The organism is Halomonas gemina (assembly GCF_023554995.1).
In the GTDB taxonomy this organism is placed as follows: Bacteria; Pseudomonadota; Gammaproteobacteria; order Pseudomonadales; family Halomonadaceae; genus Halomonas; species Halomonas gemina.
Window position 1 is genome coordinate 288,965 of the sequence record NZ_JAMJPK010000003.1, and the last position, 18,525, is coordinate 307,489.

At 66.3% G+C, this 18,525-nt stretch carries 21 protein-coding genes; 8 read left to right on the plus strand and 13 right to left on the minus strand.

Annotation, left to right across the window (positions count from 1 at the left end):
- Positions 1-126: 126 nt before the first annotated feature.
- The 4 genes from M8009_RS08035 to M8009_RS08050 all read left to right on the plus strand — a co-directional run bounded on the left by M8009_RS08035 (position 127) and on the right by M8009_RS08050 (position 2,598).
- Positions 127-819 carry a TIGR04283 family arsenosugar biosynthesis glycosyltransferase gene (locus M8009_RS08035; protein WP_250060305.1) on the plus strand — a complete coding sequence of 231 codons (693 nt, stop codon included), beginning with the start codon at positions 127-129 and terminating at the stop codon, positions 817-819.
- Complete coding sequence (locus M8009_RS08040) at positions 809-1,486, plus strand: TIGR04282 family arsenosugar biosynthesis glycosyltransferase (RefSeq protein ID WP_250060306.1); 678 nt, start codon at positions 809-811, stop codon at positions 1,484-1,486. Before M8009_RS08035 ends, M8009_RS08040 begins: the two co-directional genes overlap by 11 nt.
- Positions 1,487-1,819: 333 nt before the next feature.
- Positions 1,820-2,398 carry a sigma-70 family RNA polymerase sigma factor gene (locus M8009_RS08045; RefSeq protein WP_284047757.1) on the plus strand — a complete coding sequence of 193 codons (579 nt, stop codon included), beginning with the start codon at positions 1,820-1,822 and terminating at the stop codon, positions 2,396-2,398.
- The gene (locus M8009_RS08050; protein ID WP_250060307.1) at positions 2,395-2,598 is read left to right on the plus strand and encodes a zf-HC2 domain-containing protein; all 204 of its coding nucleotides are present in this window, start codon (positions 2,395-2,397) and stop codon (positions 2,596-2,598) included. The genes M8009_RS08045 and M8009_RS08050 overlap by 4 nt, the downstream gene beginning before the upstream one ends.
- 29 nt (positions 2,599-2,627) lie before the next feature.
- Here M8009_RS08050 and M8009_RS08055 read toward each other — a convergent pair whose 3' ends face one another.
- Both M8009_RS08055 and M8009_RS08060 read right to left on the minus strand, forming a co-directional pair.
- Positions 2,628-3,086 (minus strand): DUF302 domain-containing protein, encoded by a 459-nt coding sequence (locus M8009_RS08055; protein WP_250060308.1) that lies wholly within the window; start codon positions 3,084-3,086, stop codon positions 2,628-2,630.
- A 115-nt stretch (positions 3,087-3,201) separates the two neighbouring features.
- The gene (locus M8009_RS08060) at positions 3,202-3,459 is read right to left on the minus strand and encodes a hypothetical protein (RefSeq protein WP_250060309.1); all 258 of its coding nucleotides are present in this window, start codon (positions 3,457-3,459) and stop codon (positions 3,202-3,204) included.
- A gap of 294 nt (positions 3,460-3,753) precedes the next feature.
- On the opposite strand from M8009_RS08060, the gene M8009_RS08065 reads away from it, so the two are divergent.
- The gene (locus tag M8009_RS08065) at positions 3,754-4,419 is read left to right on the plus strand and encodes a DUF3047 domain-containing protein (RefSeq protein WP_250060310.1); all 666 of its coding nucleotides are present in this window, start codon (positions 3,754-3,756) and stop codon (positions 4,417-4,419) included.
- Positions 4,420-4,440: 21 nt separating this feature from the next.
- On the opposite strand, the gene M8009_RS08070 is transcribed toward M8009_RS08065, so the two are convergent.
- From M8009_RS08070 to M8009_RS08090, 5 genes are all read right to left on the minus strand, one after another.
- Complete coding sequence (locus M8009_RS08070) at positions 4,441-4,803, minus strand: hypothetical protein (RefSeq protein WP_250060311.1); 363 nt, start codon at positions 4,801-4,803, stop codon at positions 4,441-4,443.
- A 38-nt stretch (positions 4,804-4,841) separates the two neighbouring features.
- Positions 4,842-5,327 (minus strand): DUF302 domain-containing protein, encoded by a 486-nt coding sequence (locus tag M8009_RS08075; protein ID WP_250060312.1) that lies wholly within the window; start codon positions 5,325-5,327, stop codon positions 4,842-4,844.
- Positions 5,327-5,902, minus strand: coding sequence for a DinB family protein (locus M8009_RS08080; protein ID WP_250060313.1), 576 nt, complete (start codon positions 5,900-5,902; stop codon positions 5,327-5,329). The genes M8009_RS08075 and M8009_RS08080 overlap by 1 nt, the downstream gene beginning before the upstream one ends.
- Positions 5,903-6,026: 124 nt before the next feature.
- Complete coding sequence (locus M8009_RS08085) at positions 6,027-6,332, minus strand: hypothetical protein (RefSeq protein WP_250060314.1); 306 nt, start codon at positions 6,330-6,332, stop codon at positions 6,027-6,029.
- A gap of 124 nt (positions 6,333-6,456) precedes the next feature.
- A complete protein-coding gene (locus M8009_RS08090) occupies positions 6,457-8,853 on the minus strand; it encodes a PqqD family peptide modification chaperone (RefSeq protein WP_250060315.1) in 2,397 nt (798 codons plus the stop codon).
- A gap of 157 nt (positions 8,854-9,010) precedes the next feature.
- Here M8009_RS08090 and M8009_RS08095 point away from each other — a divergent pair, with 157 nt between their 5' ends.
- From M8009_RS08095 to M8009_RS08105, 3 genes are all read left to right on the plus strand, one after another.
- Entirely contained in the window at positions 9,011-9,601 is a 591-nt protein-coding gene (locus M8009_RS08095) for a TetR/AcrR family transcriptional regulator (RefSeq protein ID WP_250060316.1), read from the plus strand.
- An 85-nt stretch (positions 9,602-9,686) separates the two neighbouring features.
- Positions 9,687-10,256, plus strand: a complete 570-nt coding sequence (locus M8009_RS08100) for a carboxymuconolactone decarboxylase family protein (RefSeq protein ID WP_250060317.1) — start codon at positions 9,687-9,689, stop codon at positions 10,254-10,256.
- 146 nt (positions 10,257-10,402) lie between these two features.
- Entirely contained in the window at positions 10,403-11,359 is a 957-nt protein-coding gene (locus M8009_RS08105) for a sulfurtransferase (protein ID WP_250060318.1), read from the plus strand.
- Positions 11,360-11,418: 59 nt separating this feature from the next.
- On the opposite strand, the gene M8009_RS08110 is transcribed toward M8009_RS08105, so the two are convergent.
- The 6 genes from M8009_RS08110 to M8009_RS08135 all read right to left on the minus strand — a co-directional run bounded on the left by M8009_RS08110 (position 11,419) and on the right by M8009_RS08135 (position 18,459).
- Positions 11,419-12,102, minus strand: a complete 684-nt coding sequence (locus M8009_RS08110) for a haloacid dehalogenase type II (protein ID WP_250060319.1) — start codon at positions 12,100-12,102, stop codon at positions 11,419-11,421.
- 81 nt (positions 12,103-12,183) lie between these two features.
- Entirely contained in the window at positions 12,184-13,131 is a 948-nt protein-coding gene (locus tag M8009_RS08115) for a cyclodeaminase (protein WP_250060320.1), read from the minus strand.
- Positions 13,132-13,273: 142 nt separating this feature from the next.
- Positions 13,274-14,266, minus strand: a complete 993-nt coding sequence (eutB, locus tag M8009_RS08120; protein WP_250060321.1) for a hydroxyectoine utilization dehydratase EutB — start codon at positions 14,264-14,266, stop codon at positions 13,274-13,276.
- Positions 14,267-14,358: 92 nt separating this feature from the next.
- On the minus strand, positions 14,359-15,786 hold the full coding sequence (locus M8009_RS08125; protein WP_250060322.1) for an aspartate aminotransferase family protein: 1,428 nt from the start codon (positions 15,784-15,786) through the stop codon (positions 14,359-14,361).
- 69 nt (positions 15,787-15,855) lie between these two features.
- Positions 15,856-17,337: an NAD-dependent succinate-semialdehyde dehydrogenase gene (locus tag M8009_RS08130; protein WP_250060323.1), complete on the minus strand. Its 1,482-nt coding sequence runs from the start codon at positions 17,335-17,337 to the stop codon at positions 15,856-15,858.
- Positions 17,338-17,625: 288 nt separating this feature from the next.
- Positions 17,626-18,459, minus strand: a complete 834-nt coding sequence (locus tag M8009_RS08135) for a universal stress protein (protein ID WP_250060324.1) — start codon at positions 18,457-18,459, stop codon at positions 17,626-17,628.
- Between the last annotated feature and the right edge of the window lie 66 nt (positions 18,460-18,525).

Below are 18,525 nucleotides of genomic sequence, written 5' to 3' on the forward strand. Positions count from 1 at the left end.
ACTCTTCCTCTGTCGGCCTGTCTGAGGGCACCTTACAGTGCGATCATCTCGCGACAGTAAGGCTGAGGCGGGTTACACGACTCAGAGCTCGTTGCAACCTTACGCGGACCCAGGAGGACTGATCGCATGGCGGACACGCCGAGGCTCAGCATCATCATCCCGACGCTCGACGAAGAAGCCACCATCGAGGACCTGCTGTCCCGGCTTCGAGAGCTTCGGGTCGGCGGTGCGGAGACCGTGGTCGTGGACGGGGGCAGCCTCGATGATACGGTAGCCCTAGCGTCTCCCCTGGCCTCGCGAGTGATCGTCAGCGAGCCTGGCCGGTCCCGCCAGATGAACGCCGGCGCACGAGAGGCACGCGGCCGGCAACTGCTGTTCCTGCATGCCGATACGCGACTTCCACGAGGCACCGAGCGGTTGATCGCCTCGGCCCTCTCGGCTGAACATTGCTGGGGGCGCTTCGATGTGCGACTGGAAGGCCGTCATCCGCTACTGCCCGTCATTGCCGGCGCCATGAACCTTCGCTCCCGCCTGACGGGCATCGCCACCGGCGACCAGGGGCTGTTCATGACCCGGGAGGCCTTCGACGCCGCCGGCGGCTTTCCCGACCAGCCGCTAATGGAGGACATCGAGATGTCGCGGCGACTCAAGCGGCAGTCGCCGCCGGCCTGCCTGCGCGCCAGGGTGACGACCTCGGGACGCCGCTGGGAACGCGATGGCGCCTGGCGGACCCTGCTGCTGATGTGGCGGCTGCGTTGGCGCTACTGGCGGGGCGCATCGGCGGATGACCTGGCCCGGGCGTATCGCCATGTCCGCTGATACTCCCGGTCACTTTCCCCTGGCGATACTCGCCAAGGCGCCGCTTCCCGGACGGGTGAAGACGCGCCTGATACCGGCCCTGGGTGCCGAGGGGGCCTGCCGGCTACACGAGCGGCTGCTGCGGCAGGCGCTGGCCACGGCCCTCGCCGCGACCTCGCCGCAGCGCATCACCCTGTGGACGGCACTGGATCATGCCCACCCGCTGTTCCGGGAACTGGCCGACCGGCATGGCATCAGCTTGCGTGCCCAGCCAGAAGGCGACCTGGGAGAGCGCATGTACCGGGCCCTGCAGGCCATGGACGCGCCGGGACTTCTGATCGGCAGCGACTGTCCGGCGCTCTCCCCGGCCCTGCTCATACGCTGCCATGCTGCCCTGACGGAGGCCGATGCCGTCTTCCTGCCGGTCGAGGATGGCGGCTATGCGCTGGTCGGGGTCCGACGAGCCGACCGCCGCCTCTTCGCTGCCGTCGACTGGGGCACGAGCCGCGTGATGGCACAGACGCGCGATCGCGCTAATGAGTTGGGCTGGCGGCTGGCCTGCCCGGCCCGCCTCTGGGATGTGGACAGGCCTGAGGATCTCGAGCGACTGGCCAGACACCCTGACCTGATCGCCGGGGACCCGTACTCGATGACCGGACATCATGAAGAGGAGGATAAGCTTCCCTGATCCTTGATTCCCTCACTCCCTCTCCCGGCAGCTTCTCGGTAACATATGCCTCCAGGAGCAACCCCAGGCAGCGACCGATCGGATCAAATGCCACAAAACCCGCTGCCCATCATGGACCCCATATCCGTCAGGAATCGCCTTCACACAACGTTGCTTACTCGGCCAAAACGGCAGCGGCTTTGTTCAGAGAGGTCATCCATGATTCATGGGGATCCCGTAAGGAATATCACTCCTAGTCGACCCACCTCAGAGTTCCTGACCCTGATTGACACCAGCTGCTAGACTCTGACGAAATCCGGATCAATCAGCGGAACAGGGAACAGGAAATCACACATGACCGAGAAAGAAGACAGGCTTCAGAGGCTTACAGCCGTGAGGCCACGCCTGGTCTCCTTCGCCCTCATGCACTTGCGTGATCGCAGCCAGGCTGAGGATGCCGTACAGGAGGCAATGATGTCCGCCATCGAAAAGAATGAAAGCTTCGCTGGACGATCCGGTTACGAGACCTGGGTCTTCGGCATCCTCAAGTACAAGATCCTCGATGCCATGCGCGTACAGAAACGCCATGGCCGCTGGCAGCCCCTCGAGGATGAGGATGACGACGACGCCATCGACCGACAATTCCAGCAGAATGGCCGCTGGCAGGAGAGTGCTCGCCCTTCCCGCTGGGGAGAGCCCGAGGCAGCCTTCGAGACCGAGCACTTCTGGCAGGTCTTCGATGCCTGCATGATCGCCCTGCCGGACAACGCCGCCAGGGTGTTTTCCCTGCGCGAGCTGATGGGGCTCTCCACCGACGATATCTGCAAGGAGTTGGACATCAAGGAGAACAACTGCTGGGTGATACTGCACCGCGCCCGGCTGCGCCTGCGTGCCTGCATCGAGAAGGGCTGGCTGAAGGAGGAAACGGCATGATGATGTGCAAGGAGGCGACCCGCCTGATGTCCCTCAAGCAGGACCGCCCTCTGACGTTCCAGGAACGACTGTCACTGAGGTTGCACCTATCCATGTGCGGCGCCTGCCGGGAGTGCGACAGACAATTCACCCTGCTCCACGAGGCCGGCAGGCGTTTCGGCCCGGAGCATGACGCCGACCACGACGATGACGGGCACTGATGGCCCGTCACTGTTTCACCGGCCCGGTCTCACTGGCCTGCGGCAGCGCTTGCCATGCCCTCGAGCACACCGGCGACCTTGTCCAGGGGCAGGTCGCACTCCTCCAGGGCGTGACGTTCGGCCAGATAATGTGGCGAATTCCACTCCAGCCTGACGCCATCATCCGTCTCCCGCACCACCATCTTCTGAGGCAGGTCCAGCGCCATGCTTCCCTGGCACTGCATCATCGGCGTACCCACCTGCGGATTGCCGAAGATGAAGGTACGGGTCGCCGGTAAAGAGAGCCCCACGCCCTCCGCATTGGCAGTGTGATCGACAACGGTCATCAGGGTCAGTCCCTTCTCCTCGATGGCGTCACGAAGCCGCTCCTCGACACGATCGATATCATCGTTCGACTGCAGGTGCATCACCCCGTGCTCTCCGGCCTGTGCCAACAGCGGTAGAGCCACGAACATGGTCATTGCCGCTCCGATCAGTGACTTCCACATGGTACCTCCTCACTCTTACAGCGAATGTCCTGTCAGGATGGCCAAGACCTGCGAGCAGGGCAAGAAACCCGGACCTGAGGATCAGGTCCGGGGTCACCCGCTCAAGGAGATGTGGTCAGTTCCACCAGTAGCGCAGGGCTTCTCGTGTCTGCTGCCAGTCATCCTCTGTCCGGCGATACTGCCCTTCTTCAGGTTGACTGACATCCCTGTTTCGCCGCTGATCGATGGAGCTCTCCGCCTGTATGGCCGAGCTTGTCCTTTTCTCTTGCAACGCCTGACGACGCTTATCCTGATATTCGGAATCCATCGCCATCAAGGGGCCTGCACCCATTATCAGGGTTATCATGGCAAGGGTAATAGCTCTAATCTTCATGGCAACACCTCGTGACTATTGATTGATTAAAGACCATTACTCGGGTCTTGACACTTAGTTCACTTGTGGCCATCTTCCTTACGCAAATCACAAGATATAACAAGCACTTTTCTTGAAATTAATTTGAACAAACATAGCATTTCCTGGACAGTACCGATGAGATGACAGGGCCCTATCACGGCACCATGGCAACTTAGTCTCAACACATCACGAAACACTTTACCGTGACAACGTTCCAAGCCTTCCAAGGAACCATCAATCCGCCCGTGGTTTTTGAATGGAGTGACCTACACGATGAACCGTCCCCTTTTCCCCTGCTGCCTGATGATGCTGACGACACTCGTGGCAGCACCGGCCATCGCGGAAGATGACCTGTACTTCTCGCCGGACGCTATCCACGCCTGGCCGACACGCAGTTTCGAGGGCGAGACCGAGTACCGGGTCATTGAGCGGGAGGGCGCTCGGGTACTCCAGGCACGTGCACGACAACAGGCCTCGGCAAAATACCTGGAACGCGAGATCGATCTGAGCGAGACACCCTACCTGCACTGGTGCTGGCAGGTATCGGGAATACATGAGGGTCTCGACGAGACACGAAAGTCGGGGGACGATTACCCGGCACGGGTCTATGTGGCCCGCAAGACGGGGCTGCTGCCCTGGCAGGTCGAGTCGGTGAACTATGTGTGGGCCTCGAACCAGCCGGCAGGGTCGGACTGGCCCAATGCCTTCACCTCACGCGCCCGGCTGCTGGCCCTGCAGAGTGGCGACGCGCGCGTAGGCGAGTGGGTGGCGGAAGTGCGGGATATCCGCGAGGACTATCAGCGACTCTTCGGGAACCGCCCGGACCATATCGATGGCCTCGCCCTGATGAGCGACGGCGACAATGCCGGGGTGGATGCCACGTCCTGGTTCAGCCACCTGGCCTTCTCCGCGAGTTCCGAGCCGCCCGACTGTCCCTGAACACACCCGGCGAGCGACCACTCAGGCAAACAGCAGGTCACCGTAGCTCCAGATCAGAGTGCCGACCACGATGGAGAGGTAGCAGACGAAGGGAACGGCACGCCAGAAGCGCGTGACCAACCTCGCCGGGCGGATGGAGGCGGCCAGCCACGAACGGGTGCCCGACTCGAGACAGCGCAACAGGTACTTGCGGTGATACTCCACACCGACAGAGAAAAGCACCATCAAGGCACCGGAACGCTGGAACCAGTGTCCATCACCGGTCACCAGGCTGGCATAGGCGGAAAGCAGCACCGGCACAACCGCCATCATCATCAACAGGGCCTCGACCAGCGTTGCCTCGCGCGAGGGGAACGGCTGCTGAACCGAAGATTCGCGAGACATGTCGGCCTCCGGATGAACAGGTTCGGAGAGCCCGGGGGCTACTCCGATGCCTCGACAACCCGCTGCGCAATGGCGGCAAACAGGCTGTCGAGCTCGCGGGCCACGGTTTCCAGTTCCTCACCGGCGGCGTCCACATAGGGCTCGAGCAGATGAGTCGGCGTCTTCCAGGAGAGCGTGGCACTGCCGTCGTCATTTTCGGTGACATAGAAGCGCATGGGGGCCTCGATCATTGCCGGGACGCTCAGCCGCAGGATCCGCACGGCATAGTCGTTACGAAACACGCCCAGCACCCGATTGCCGGGGATGCTGACCCCTCGGTTCGCGGCGGCCTCGGTGGGCCCGGCCTCGGTGACCACGAACATGCCCTCGGCCTCGACCGCCTCCCGCAGGGCCTCCAGCAGTTCGTCATAGGCCAGCGAGGTGGGCGTCACCTGCCACCCCTGATCGGGCCAGCGGGGTTCGGCAGCCACCGGGGCAACCAGGATCAGGGCCAGTATCCATGTTGCCAGAATCGCGCGCGTCATCAGGCACTCCTCCGCGAGGGCGGCGCCTGCTCCTCGGACACCCTCTGCCAATGGCGAAGCGTGGAGGGGTGCACCCCGAACGACTCGGGCAGATGGATATCCGCCTGTTCGGCCAGCAGGGCAATGATCGCCATATGGTGAATGCTATGACTGGTCAGGAAGGCAAGCTCTCGGTCCAGGCTGGACGCCAGGCAAAGCGCCTCGTCGTCCATGGGATAGGCCAGGGTGAGCGCATCCGTTGACGGCCCGCTGTCCAGCAACGCCAGTCGCGCCTCGAGGCCGGCCAGGTGGCCCGCGGCTTGCTGCGGCCATTGCTCGAGGGCCTCGTCGCGACGGCGTTGCTCGTAGTCGATGACCTCTTCTCCTCGGTCGAGACCATCGAGGAGGGCATCGTAATGGTCGATGATATGACGCACATGCTTGCCAAGAGTGTGATGTCCGTGCGCGCCGAACGCCTGTCGATAGCGTTCAGGGGCCAGAGCCGCGACCATGCGCCTCAGCTGGGCCAGGGTCTGCAGATTCTCCTCGACGAGACGCGCCGTGGCAGGGGATGGCCGAGAGTGACGTGATGTCATGACGAGTGTCCTGTGGGTTCCACTGTGGGTCACGTTAGTGGGATCGCTGCGAGTGGGCGGGGGGGAGAACCAGGCCGCCACCGTGATGGCGGCCCTGGTCCCCCGCTGATGGGGAAGGAAGGGCTCAACCCTCGCCTTCGCCCTCGCCCTCTGCTTCACCCTCGCCTTCTGCTTCGCCTTCGGCCTCACCTTCTGCTTCGCCTTCGGCCTCAGCCTCACCCTCGGCCTCGGCGCCGCCCTCGGCGTGGGCCTCGGCAAGCATCAGGGGGGCCTCCTGGCCGTTGGAATAGCTCAGCTCGGTGGACGTCTCGCCGGCCACGGCCTGGAAGGCAGCCCCGCTGGCAACCAGGGCGAGTGCCGGTGCCGTATAGCCCAGCTGACGGCTGAGGCGACTCAGCAGGCTACGACGCTTCTCATCTTGTAGTGTCATGCTCATGACCTCCTTGATACACAGTGGGTGACATGCCGTGCATGTCGTCTTGCAGTGACGTCGGCCCGGTGGCCGACGTCTTCATCGGCGATGCCGAGGGCATCACCGGATGCTCGTGCCCCTTTCATCCCTTCGCCATGGCGGAACGGTTGACCGAGGGGACGGGGTCTATCCGGGTGACCAGCCATTCGGCCAGCGCAGCGGTATCCGGCGCCTCTGGGCCTGTGCTCAGGGCGCACGCGGCCAGGGTGGAGAGCCAGTCGCCCAGGACCGTCACGCTGTGGGCATCCAGTGCCTGGCCATCGCCGGTCAGGCAATTCGGGAGCAGGGCGCCAAGCGCCTCCAGCATGGCGACCGGGGCGAGGGCCTGGTCGGCTGATGCCTCGGCCGGCAGCAGGACACCACGCAGGGTCACGGATTCGGGCAATCCCGCCGGGGCCAGGCCGGCGACGCCGGGCAGGGGAAAATCCAGGGGGTCGGCGATGGCCGGGTCCGAGAGGTCCAGGCGCACACCGCGGGTCAGCATGCCCCCCGATGCCTCCAGCAGCCGCCGCAGCAGGAGGCGACTCTCCTCATCGTCGGGGAGCAGGCAGAGCACCCCACTGCCCTGCGGCGTGATCAGCAGGCCAGCATCGACCACCGGGCGGCCGGGCATCGCGGCCTGGCGAACCAGGTGGGCCGTCAACACCGGGCCCAGCTGCGCCAGCGTCAGCCGCGATGCCAGCAGCCGGTCGTCGCTGGCCAGGGCATAGCCGACAGACTCGCGCAGCACCGCCAACCGCGGCAGCCGGCTCGCCGCCTCATCGGCAAGCGGTGACAGCCGTTCGCCGAACCATGTCGTCAACCGCGCCATGGCGGGGCCGCTGCCCACATCCAGGGCCCATTGATGGCCGTCCAGGCTCAACCTCATGGCCCGCCCCGGCGGCGACACCGGCGCGGGCCGGTCATGGGCCTGGTACTCGCCCGTCAGTGCTGACGCTACGATGCCCTGCTGACAGAGCAGGCCGGCACGGCACCAGTCGTGCAGGGTGTTCCACACATCGCGCCGCAGTACCGAGAGCTCCGCCGGGGCCCCCGCCTCGCTGGTGGCGCGTGCCAGCTCATCGGCGATGGCATCGGGGTCCAGCCCCTCGGTCGCCAGCAGCCAGGTCAGGGCCGCCGTGTCGTTGGGTTGATAGTAGCGACCGCTGCGCGTGTCATAGAGGGCGAGACGCTCCTCGTCGACCAGTTCCGCGACGTGGCGCCGCTGCAGCCGCGAGGGCGCCAGGGCGCGCCCCGTCAGCCCTTCCGCCAACCGCAGGTCGGCCGGGGTGGGCAGCGTGAAATAGGGCAGGTAGCGCTCCGGCTCGGCGGCCGGCAGCAGCCGCAGGAAACCACCGGCACGCGCCTGCTCGGCCTGAGCCTCGGCGACCAGCCGCGCGGTGAGGTCCGGGTCCTGCTCGGCGGCACCCGCCCCGGACAGGGCCTGCCCGGGGATATCGACCAGCGAGACCATGTCATGCACCAGCCCGCCCTTGACGGCCTCCTCGACGCGCCCTCCGGACTCCGGGGCGGCACAGATGCCCAGCGACGGGCTCAGGTTGCACTCCAGGATCCACGGCTTGAGGGTATCGTCCACCAGGCAGTCGAGACCCAGTAGCTCGTAGCAGCCACGCGGATCGGCGCCGGCCTCGGCCGTGCGGAGTCGCATGGCATCCACGGCGGAGATCGCGGTCAGCGCCACCAGATCCTCGATGCGAGCGAAGAGGGTCGCATCGTCGTGACCCTGGTCACGCAGCCACTGGCGGTAGCGGTCGAGGTCGATAAACTCCACCGGCACCTCGGCACGGCTGTTCAGGGCGTTGATGTCCGGGTTGGTGAGCTGGCTGTAAGGATTATCGGCATCCTCGGGATCCCAGGGTTCGGAGGCAAGCTTGGCGAAGCCCTGGCGGTAGAGATAGACGCGCAGCGGCTCCAGCGAGGAGATCAGCACATAGAGCCGCAGGACATACTTGTGGCCGCGGATGGTATGGGGGTTGGCCAGGTACTCCTGTACCAGCCAGTCCTGCGCGAGAGGCGCCTCGGCGACATCCTTCAGCACCCGCACGCCCTTGCCCTTGGAGGCATTGGTGGGCTTTAGGATCCAGCGCTGGCCGGGGTCGGCCTGGGCGGCCTCCTGCAGCGCGTGGTAGTCATCGGGCATCACATAGGCACGGGGAAAGAACGCCAGCCGCCGGGCGAGCTCATGGTCGGTCCCATGGCTATCGCGGATGCGTTGGCGAAGGGTGGCGAGGCTGTCGTGGAGACGGCTCTTGACGGTGAGCGCCGCATTGCCCGGGAAATGATTCATCTTGCGCGTCGGCGAGACCCGTCGGAACTGCGCGGCGTCCGGCATGCCGGTGATCCAGCCGGCATCCCAGTCATGCTCGCCGCCGAGCTGCCAGCCCAAGGGTTCCAGGGCCTCACGGAAGAACCGCTCCTGCTCGGCGGCCCGCTTGCCCCCCAGCCAGAAGCGCCTTGTCGGCGAACGCTGCTCCGTCATGCTCGGAATCTCCTGATGGCCATCGTGATCGTGGTGATATGGGTCATGGTATCTGAATGCTCTGTCGACGCTGCGACGCGCTCCTTACAGCGATAGCAAGTGGCGCGTGATCTGTCGCCCCTTGAATTATGGAACGATCGATACTAAATTTAGCGACATGACACGAGGACGTCCCATCGCATTCAGCCCCGACGAGGCTGCCAACGCCGCCATGCGGGTCTTCTGGGCACGTGGCTACGAAAGCGCTTCGACCCGGGACCTGCTCGAGGCCATGCAGCTCTCGCGCAGCAGCCTCTACCAGGCCTTCGGCAACAAGGAGCAGCTGTTCCTCGAGGCGCTGAGACGCTATCGCGAGTCCCTGGTGGGCCGCCTGGGGCGACGCCTCGTGGCAGCGCCCTCGGCCATGGCCTTCCTGGCGGGCCTGTTCCGCGAGACGGCACAGGAAGCCGGCAGCGAACGCGCCGCCCTGGGCTGCCTGATCTTCAACTCCGCCAGCGAGCTCGGCCAGCACGATGGCCTGCCCTCGCAGCATGCCCGCCAGAGCATCGCCGCCATCACGGCCCTGTTCCGGCAGGCCGTGGCAAGGGCCCAGGCGGAGGGCGACATCGCCCCGGACCGGGACGCCGACGCCCTGGCCAGCTACCTGACGATGGGCATGGCCGGGCTCAGGACCCTGTTGAAGAGCGGGGTCGATGCCGGGCAAGCCGGCCAGGTGGTAGAACTGCTCCTGGACGGCCTGCGACGCTGATTCGCACCTTTTCTCGCCATTTATGGAACGATCGATCCATAAATGGCGCAACAGCAGCACCCAAACGACAAAGGAGACACACCCCATGTCCGCCGACTATCAACTGCAACTCCCGCCCCAGACCCTCGACAACGCCGACGCCAAGGCAAAGCCGCTGCTCGAGCAGGCCAACGCCAAACTGGGCTTCGTGCCCAACATGTACGAGGGCATGGCCAAGGCGCCCGGCGTGCTGGACACCTACCTGCACGGCTACACGCTGTTCCGCGAGGACTCCGGGTTCGCGCCGCCCGAGCAGGAGGTGGTCTTCCTGACCATCAGCCGACTCAACGGCTGCGGCTACTGCATGTCCGCCCACAGCATGCTGGGTGAGAAGATGTCGGACGTGCCGGCCGATGTCCTGGAGGCGATCCGCAACGACCAGCCGATTCCCGACGCACGCCTGGCGGCCCTCGCCGAGTTCACCCGGGTGATGTTCGAGACCCGGGGCAAGCCCGGCGAGGCGGACGTCAAGGCCTTCCTGGATGCCGGCTTCGAGGAGCAGCAAGTGCTGCAGATCGTGCTGGCCCTGGCGGTCAAGACGCTCTCCAACTATGCCAACCACGTCAACCACCCGGAACTCGACGAGGCCTTCGCCGGCCACGCCTGGAAGGGCTGAGAGGCCGCCGAAAGGCGGATAAAGGGATAAAAAAAAGTTTACATATAACTTAATGCACTAGATGTGTCAGGAAGCATTCTTGGCGAGGGAGCGCCAACCCGGTGCAGCATGGGCAGCAAGCTCCATCCCTGACGAGGAGATTTCCCATGCGATCCCGACTGCTACTGGCCGCCGGCGCCCTGGCCATCGCCGGCCCGGCCCACGCCCTGCACCCCTCCCCCTTGGTCGAGGCCGAATGGCTCGACGAACAGCTGGGCAGCGACGACCTGGTGGTGCTCGACGTCCGCTCCGCCATCGATGACGGCGGCGACCGCGAGAGCTTCGAGGCGGCCCGCATCCCCGGCAGCCGCTACAGCAGCTACACCGATGCCGGCTGGCGCGAGGAGCGCGACGGCGTGGCCGGCTTGCTGCCCGATGTCGAGGAGCTGGAGAGCCTGATCGGTGGGCTGGGCATCGACAACGAGGACACCGTGGTCGTGGTCTCGGCCGGCACCGGACCCACCGACTTCGGCAGCGCCGCCCGCATCTACTGGACCTTCAAGGCCCTCGGGCACGACGAGGTGACGATCCTCAACGGGGGCTTCGCCGGCTGGGAGCAGCAGGGCTTCGAGATCGCCAGCGGCTCGGCGAGCGACCCCGAGACGGTCGATTTCTCGGCCACGCTACAGGAGCAGCTGCTGGCCACCACCGAGGAGGTGGAAGCGGCCCGTGAGGACGGCGAAGCACTGGTGGATGCCCGGCCGCCGGCCTTCTTCACCGGCGAGACCCAGTCACCTGCCGCCCGCGTGCCGGGCACCATCCCGGGCTCGGTGAACCTGCCCCACGATGGCAGCCTCGAGGCGCGCGACGGGGCCTACTACCTGCAGTCGGACTCGCTGAAGGCCCGCATCGACGCGCTCGGGCTCGACCGCGAGGCGCCCACCGTGGCCTTCTGCAACACCGGCCACTGGGCCGCCAGCGGCTGGTTCCAGCTCAGCGAGATCGGTGGGCTTGAGAACGCCACCATGTACGACGGCTCCATGGCCGCCTGGACTCGCGACGACGAGCGCCCCGTGCAGTTAGCCGATCGCGGCACCGTCAGCGTCGGCGAACTGGCCGAGTAGCCTCGCCACCTGACCGTCCTGCCAGAACGCCCCGCGACCGGTCGCGGGGCGTTTTTCTGCTACCCCAGCCGCTCGGCCAGGGCATCGAGGTCGCTGACCGTGATGTCCGGCTCGATCCCCCAGGGGTCGAAGGGCGCATCGGGGGTGCGGCGCACCCAGGCGGCATGCAGTCCGGCATGGCGGGCGCCGATGACGTCGAAGGGGTTGCTGGAGATCAGCCAGGTATCGCCGGGCTCGCTCTCGAGCCGGTAACGGAGGTGGGCGTAGACCGCTGGGTCGGGCTTGAAACGCTTGACCTCGTCGACGCTGACCACCGTCTCGAAGCGCTCGCGGATCCCGGCCTGCGCCAACAGCCCCTCGACCGCCTCACGACTGCCGTTGGAGAAGGCCACGCAGCGGACTCCCGCCTCGGCGAGGCGATCCAGTGCGGCCGACGCCTCGGGAAAGGCCGGCAGCCGGGCGTAGACCCCCATCAGGTGGTCCTTGTCGGTCTCCGAGAAGCGCGTCTGCAGGGCACGGTCGGTGAACTCCAGCGCCTCGCGGGTACAGTGGGAGAAGTCCACGTAGGCACCCATCAGGCCGCGCCGGAAGCTGTACTCCAACTGCTTGTCGCGCCAGCGCCGCGAGAACTCCGGGGCCAGGTCCGAACGGTCCTGCCCGGCGAGGCGCTGCTCGAGCTCGGCGACCACGCCATGGGTGTCGATCAGGGTTCCGTAGACATCGAAGGCGAGTACCGTTGCCATCCCCTTGCTCCTTCCATCGGTTAAAGCTCCCAGCCTGCGCCAGGCGCCCCGCCGCGACAAGTCGACCTGCGATGAAGAGGCTCAGCCAGACAGGAGCCTCGACAGGGCGAAGTCGGCGATGGCGGTATCCTGGACGCCGGTGCCGGTGAGGTCGCACACCGTCAGCGTGTCGTCCGTCAGGCGCAGACGCTGCCCCTCGGCGACCACCCGGCCCAGCTCATGGACCTTGAAGGGCACTTCCCCGCCCTCGAACGCCTTGAGCTCACCGTTGCCTTCACTCTGGGCACGGGTATCGCAGACAAAGGCGTCGGCGCGGGTCAGCACCGAGGCATCCAGCTCGCGCTTCTGCGGACTGTCCGAGCCCATGGCGGTGACATGCACACCCGCGGGCAGGTCGCGGGCATGCAGCAGCGGGGTGCGCGACGGGGTGGCGGTAACGATGATATCGGCCGCGGCACAGGCCTCGGCCACGTCATCATGGACGTTCACCGTCAGGCCCGTGCCGCGCAACCGCTCGGCGTAGGCCTCCGCCCCTTCCCGGCGACGGGCCCAGACGTCCAGGGTATCGAGGTCGCGCACCAGGCGCAGCGCCTGCACCTGGCGCTCGGCCTGCTCACCGGCGCCGAGTACCGCGACCCGGCGGCTGTTCTCCCGCGACAGGTGCCTGGCGGCGATGGCGCCGGCCAGCGCGGTGCGCACCTGGGTGAGATACCCCTCATCGAAGAGCACGGCCTCCACCAGCCCGGTCTTCGCCGAGAACACCATCATCAGGCCGTTGAGGCTCGGCAAGCCCAGCGTCGGGTTGTCGAAGAAGCCGGGGCTGACCTTGATGGCGAAGCACTCGGCACCGCGGATATGCGCGGTCTTGACGTCGACTTCGCCGTTGGCCTCCTCGATGGCCATGGAGAGGATCGGCGGCTGCACCACCTCGCCACGCCCCAGGGCGGCGAAACCCGCCTCCACGGCGGCCAGGGCATCGCCGTCGATGCCCACGGCACCTTCGATGGCATCGCGATGAAAGAGCTGCATGGGGACCTCCAGAAGCAAGGGCCAAGCTGCCAAGCTGCCAAGCTGCCAAGCCAAGGCTCGATGAGAAAGTGACAAGTCGCAAGGATTCGCAATCCCCTTGCTACTTGCTACGCGGCGCTCGGCGCTCGGCGCTCGGCGCCGCTCAGCGTCCGGCCAGCGCCCGCGCCCGGTCGAGGGTCGAGAGGGAGACCGCGTTGCCGGAGAGGATCAGCGCCACGCGCTGGCCCCGAACGTCCAGGCCATGCTCCGCGATGGCCGCCAGGCCCACGGCGGCGGCGCCCTCCACCAGCCGTTTCTCCTCCTCGAGGATCTCGACCATGGCCGCGGCGATGGCGCGCTCGGAGACCTGGACGTGGTCGTCCATCACCTCGCGCACCAGACTGAGGGTGCAGCGATTGTCGCGCCCGATGCCGCCGCCCAGGGAGTCGCCAAGGCTCTCGACCTCCTCCACCGCTACGGGATGGCCGGCCTTCAGGCTCTCCCACATGGCCGCACCATGGGACAGGCTCACCCCGGTGACCCGGCAGGCGGGGCGAATCGCCTTCACGGCCGCGCCGATGCCGCCCAGCAGGCCACCGCCGGAGAGCCCGACGATGACCCGGTCCAGGTCCGGGCAGTCCTCCATGAGCTCGAGGCCGATGGTGCCCTGCCCGGCCACGACGCGCGGATCGTCGAAGGGCGGGATCAGGGTCATGCCGCGCTCGCTCACCAGCCGATCGACCTCCGCGAATGCCGCGTCCTGGCTGGCCCCGACGCGTCGCACCTCGGCACCCAGCGCCTCGATGGCGGCAACCTTGTTGGCCGGCACCAGCCGCGAGAGGCAGACCACCGCCGGCACGCCAAGCCGTGCGGCGGCGTACGCCAGCGCCCGGCCGTGGTTGCCGGTGGAAGCCGTCACCACCCCGGCCGCCAGTGCCTCGCGGCCGCGCTCCTCGATCAGCGCGGCGAGCATGTTGACGGCGCCTCGCAGCTTGAAGGCGCCGGTGGGCTGGCAGGTCTCGAGCTTGAGCCGGATGTCGGCATCGAAGCGCGCCGACAGCGCCGCCGAACGCACCAGCGGCGGGCGCACCACCTCGCCGACGATGCGCCGTCGCGCCTGGTAGAGCATCTCCAGGGAGACACCGTGATCGTGCATCGTCTCCTCCACGCCAACGGCGTCGCCGCGGGCAGGCCCGCGGCGACGCTCAGGGTTACGGCCTCCCGCTGGTGCCGGGATCGGGCCAGCCGTCAGGCGACCGTGTCCGCCACCGCATTGACGGCCCCCTCGCGGACCAGCTCGTCGAGCACCGCGTCCACGGCGTGACGGGTTCGCGCGACGATCTCGTCGACCTCCTCGCGGCTGGTGGTCAGCGGCGGCGCGAAGCCCAGGATATCCCCCTGGGGCATGGCGCGGGCGATCAGGTTCTCCTGCATCGCCGCGGCGGCGATGCGCGGCCCGACCTTCAGCGCCGGGTCGAAGGCCGTGCGACGGCTCGGGTCGGCGGCGAACTCCAGTGCCGCCAGCATGCCCACGCCGCGCACGTTGCCGACGATGGGATGGTCGCCGAAGGCGTCCTGCATCTGCTGCTGCAGGTAGGCGCCGGTATCACGGGCATTCCCCGTCAGGCCCTCGCGCTCGATGATCGCCAGGTTGGCCAGGCCCGCGGCACAGCCCAGGGCATGGCCGGAGTAGGTCCAGCCGTGGCCGATCGGGCCGAACTCGCCGGTGCCCTGTTCCAGCACCTGCCACACGCGGTCGCCGACGATCACCCCGGAGAGCGGCTGGTAGGCGCTGGTCAGGCCCTTGGCGACAGTTATGAGGTCGGGCTTGATGCCGTAGAAGTGGCTGCCGAAGTCGCTGCCGATGCGCCCAAAGCCACACACCACCTCGTCGGCGATCAGCAGCACGTCGTACCTGGCCAGCACCTCCTGGATCTCGTTCCAGTAGCCTTCCGGCGGCGGCACGATGCCCCCGGTGCCGAGCACCGGCTCGCCGATGAAGGCGGCCACGGTCTCCGGCCCCTCGGCGAGGATCATCTCCTCGAGCTTCGTTGCGCAGTGCTTCGAGAACTCGCGCTCGGTCATGCCCTCGAGCTCGGCGGCGCGCTGGTAGTAGAACGGCGCCTCGGTGTGGCGGATGGTGTCGATGGGCAGGTCGAAGTGGTCATGGAAGGCCTTGAGGCCGGTCAGCGAGCCCGAGGCGATACCGGAGCCGTGGTAGCCACGCATCCGCGAGATGACCTTCTTCTTCTGCGGCAGGCCGCGCACGTTGTTGTAGTAGCGCACGATCTTGAGCTGGGTCTCGTTGGCATCACTGCCGGACATGCCGTAGTAGACCTTGGACATACCGGGACCGGCGAGCTCGAGGATCTTCTCGGACAGGGCGATCTGCGGCTCGTTGGAGTGCCCCACATAGGTGTGGTAGTAGGACATCTTCAGGGCCTGCTCATAGATGGCCTCGGCTACCTCGGTGCGGCCATAGCCGATGTTGACGCAGTAGAGGCCGGCAAAGCCGTCGATGAACTCGCGGCCATCCTTGTCGACGATATGGATCCCCTTGCCGCCGGTGATCACGCGCCCCGGCGCGTCGCCATGGGCGAAGTCGCGCAGGTGGGTGGAGGCGTGGAAGGTCACCTTGCGGTCGCGGGCGATCAGGTCCTGGTGCTGCTGGTTCATCTCGTTCTCTCTTTTCTCGTGCTCCCCGGCATCCCGCCGGGGAGAAGGTTCATCAATGTGGTCGGGCAATCAGCTGCCGGAGACCGAGCCGAGGGCACCCAGGCAGTAGTACTTCGTCTCGAGGTACTCGTCGATGCCGGTCACCCCGCCCTCGCGGCCGAGGCCGGAGTGCTTGACGCCGCCGAAGGGCACGGGCGGGCCGGTCATCTTCACCGAGTTGACCGAGACCATGCCGAACTCCAGCGCGCGCATGATCTTCCAGATGCGGCGGATGTCGTGGGTGTAGATGTAGGCTGCCAGGCCGTACTCGGTGTCGTTGGCCATCTCGATGACCTGGTCATCGTTGGCATAGGCGGTGATGCCGGCCACCGGGGCGAAGCTCTCCTCGTGCCAGATCTTCATGTCGTGGGTCACGCCCGTGAGCAGCACCGGCATGAAGAAGTTCTCGCCCGGGGCCTGGCTCTGGTCGCCGGCCACCAGGGTGGCGCCCTTGGAAAGGGCGTCGTCGACGATGGCCGCGGCCTTCTCCACCGCCTGGCGATGGATCAGCGGCCCCAGGTCGATCTCGCCCTCCAGGCCGTTGCCCACGGTCAGCGCCGCCATGCGCTCGGCGAAGTGCGCAACGAACTCGTCGTGGATCGACTCGTGGACCAGGATGCGGTCCGCGGCGAGGCAGTCCTGGCCGGCGGTCTGGAACTTCGCCGCCACCGCGGCGAAGGCCGCCTCCCTGGGGTCCATGTCCGGCCCGACGATGAAGGGCGCATTCCCCCCCAGCTCCAGCGAGACGCGCTTGACGGTGTTGGCGCACTGCTCGAGCAGCAGCCGGCCTACCCGGGTGGAGCCGGTGAAGGAGAGCGCCTTGACGCGGTCCTCGCCGCACAGGATCCGCGACACCTCGGGCGGGTCGCCCAGCACCACGTTGAACACCCCGGCCGGGATGCCGGCGCGCTCGGCGAGCTCCGCCAGTGCCAGCGCCGAGAACGGCGTCTCCCCGGCCGGCTTGACGATCACCGTGCAGCCGGCGGCCATGGCGGCGGCGGCCTTGCGGGTGATCATCGCCAGCGGGAAGTTCCACGGGGTGATCAGGGCGGCGATGCCCACCGGCTCCTTGATGGTGCCAAGAGAGGCATTGGGAATGGGACTGGGGATGGTCTGGCCGAAGGTGCGCTTGCCCTCCTCGGCGAACCAGCGCACGAAGCTCGCGCCGTATTCCACCTCGCCGCGGGCGTCGGGCAGCGGCTTGCCCTGCTCCAGGGTCATGAGGGTGGCGAGGTCCTCGCGATGGGCCTGCAGCAGATCGTACCAGGCCAGCAGCCGCTCGCAGCGCTCGTCGGCGCGCAGCGCGCGCCAGTGCACGAAGGCCGCCTCGGCGGCATCCACGGCCGCGGTGATCTGGTGGGCCTCCAGCCAGGGAATGTGCCCCAGCGCCTCGCCGGTGGCCGGATCGAACACGGCCTCCTCGCGGCCGCCCTCGCCATGGGTCCACTTGCCGTCGACGTAGGCATACTGACGAAACAGACGCGGATCGCTGAGTTTGCTGGAAAGAGTCATACGGTACCTCCCCTGACGCACCGGCATGTATCAACGCCGGCGATATTCCGGCGCGGCTCTGGGCGCCGAAAAAAGAAAAAAACGTGCGAGCCGCCTGTTGATGACGTCCCAGGGCGGCTCGATGGCGTCATGATAGAGGAGGTGACGGACACAGAGTTTTTGTTTCATCCCTGGAATCCGCCGGGATTTTTTGTGCCTTCCACATTGATGATCGATTTTTCCTGGCCACAAAAACAAGACGGCGCCACCCTTTCAAGGTGACGCCGCCGCGTTCCCGGTGGATCGAGATCAGCGCAGCACCAGCAACGAGCAGGGAGCATTGAGCAGCACCGAGCCCGTGATGCTACCCACCAGCAGATGACGGATACGCGAATGCCCGTAGGCACCCATGATCATCATGTCGATATCATTTTCACAGGCGTAGTCGACCAGTGCCTGGTCAGTATCCTGACGCGGCAGGAGGAAGGTCCGCACGGGAATGCTCCCTCCCTCCAGGGTATGGCGAACCCACTCCATCTGCTCACGATGCTCATCGGTTTCCCCCCCGACCATGACGACGTCACATTCGACACCGTCCAGCAAGGGGCTGTCGGCGACCATCTGAACCCCCTTGACGGTCGTCTTGCTGCCATCGAATGCCAGCATGATGCGCCGTGGCTTCCGGAAACTCTCCTGAACGATCAGTATCGGTCGATGCAGTGCACGGATAACGCGCACGATATTCCCCCCCAGATGACCTTCCGGAGTCGTCGCACCGTGCTTGCCGAGAATCAGCAGACGCATCTCGTCTTCCAGTGAGGCCAGCACCTCGACCAGGACCCCTTCCTCGAGTCGGCGCAGTGGCTGCAGGCTCACGTCGTCGGCACAATGCTGGCTCGCCTGCTCCAGTACGAGTTCGGCACGCTCTCTCAGCAGATCGAGCTGGCGCGTATCCAGGGCCTGCATCTTGTCGCCCAGGGCAGTGTCCTTCATCGCCTCTTGTTCCCGGGCGGCTTGCATGTTCTCGATCACATGAAGCAGCGTCATCGGCACGCCGATACGCTTGCTGGCCCAGGCGGCGGCATCGCAAACGGCAGGCATCATGTCCGAGTCATCGATGCTGGCAATAATGTGTCGTGTCATCTCGCTCTCCTCGCAATATCGCTCGGCACCCCTTCAGTTCGGGCACCGAGACATCCCCGCCATCGC

Excerpts from the sequence above, each read along its gene's own strand:
- M8009_RS08090 (WP_250060315.1), bottom strand. The coding sequence starts at position 8,853 with ATGACGGAGCAGCGTTCGCCGACAAGGCGCTTCTGGCTGGGGGGCAAG.
- M8009_RS08115 (WP_250060320.1), bottom strand. The coding sequence starts at position 13,131 with ATGCAGCTCTTTCATCGCGATGCCATCGAAGGTGCCGTGGGCATCGAC.
- M8009_RS08060 (WP_250060309.1), bottom strand. The coding sequence starts at position 3,459 with ATGAAGATTAGAGCTATTACCCTTGCCATGATAACCCTGATAATGGGT.
- M8009_RS08065 (WP_250060310.1), top strand. The coding sequence starts at position 3,754 with ATGAACCGTCCCCTTTTCCCCTGCTGCCTGATGATGCTGACGACACTC.
- M8009_RS08070 (WP_250060311.1), bottom strand. The coding sequence starts at position 4,803 with ATGTCTCGCGAATCTTCGGTTCAGCAGCCGTTCCCCTCGCGCGAGGCA.
- eutB (WP_250060321.1), bottom strand. The coding sequence starts at position 14,266 with ATGCACGATCACGGTGTCTCCCTGGAGATGCTCTACCAGGCGCGACGG.
- M8009_RS08130 (WP_250060323.1), bottom strand. The coding sequence starts at position 17,337 with ATGACTCTTTCCAGCAAACTCAGCGATCCGCGTCTGTTTCGTCAGTAT.
- M8009_RS08040 (WP_250060306.1), top strand. The coding sequence starts at position 809 with ATGTCCGCTGATACTCCCGGTCACTTTCCCCTGGCGATACTCGCCAAG.
- M8009_RS08035 (WP_250060305.1), top strand. The coding sequence starts at position 127 with ATGGCGGACACGCCGAGGCTCAGCATCATCATCCCGACGCTCGACGAA.
- M8009_RS08125 (WP_250060322.1), bottom strand. The coding sequence starts at position 15,786 with ATGAACCAGCAGCACCAGGACCTGATCGCCCGCGACCGCAAGGTGACC.
- M8009_RS08055 (WP_250060308.1), bottom strand. The coding sequence starts at position 3,086 with ATGTGGAAGTCACTGATCGGAGCGGCAATGACCATGTTCGTGGCTCTA.
- M8009_RS08085 (WP_250060314.1), bottom strand. The coding sequence starts at position 6,332 with ATGACACTACAAGATGAGAAGCGTCGTAGCCTGCTGAGTCGCCTCAGC.
- M8009_RS08110 (WP_250060319.1), bottom strand. The coding sequence starts at position 12,102 with ATGGCAACGGTACTCGCCTTCGATGTCTACGGAACCCTGATCGACACC.
- M8009_RS08135 (WP_250060324.1), bottom strand. The coding sequence starts at position 18,459 with ATGACACGACACATTATTGCCAGCATCGATGACTCGGACATGATGCCT.
- M8009_RS08050 (WP_250060307.1), top strand. The coding sequence starts at position 2,395 with ATGATGATGTGCAAGGAGGCGACCCGCCTGATGTCCCTCAAGCAGGAC.
- M8009_RS08095 (WP_250060316.1), top strand. The coding sequence starts at position 9,011 with ATGACACGAGGACGTCCCATCGCATTCAGCCCCGACGAGGCTGCCAAC.
- M8009_RS08045 (WP_284047757.1), top strand. The coding sequence starts at position 1,820 with ATGACCGAGAAAGAAGACAGGCTTCAGAGGCTTACAGCCGTGAGGCCA.
- M8009_RS08080 (WP_250060313.1), bottom strand. The coding sequence starts at position 5,902 with ATGACATCACGTCACTCTCGGCCATCCCCTGCCACGGCGCGTCTCGTC.
- M8009_RS08105 (WP_250060318.1), top strand. The coding sequence starts at position 10,403 with ATGCGATCCCGACTGCTACTGGCCGCCGGCGCCCTGGCCATCGCCGGC.
- M8009_RS08100 (WP_250060317.1), top strand. The coding sequence starts at position 9,687 with ATGTCCGCCGACTATCAACTGCAACTCCCGCCCCAGACCCTCGACAAC.
- M8009_RS08075 (WP_250060312.1), bottom strand. The coding sequence starts at position 5,327 with ATGACGCGCGCGATTCTGGCAACATGGATACTGGCCCTGATCCTGGTT.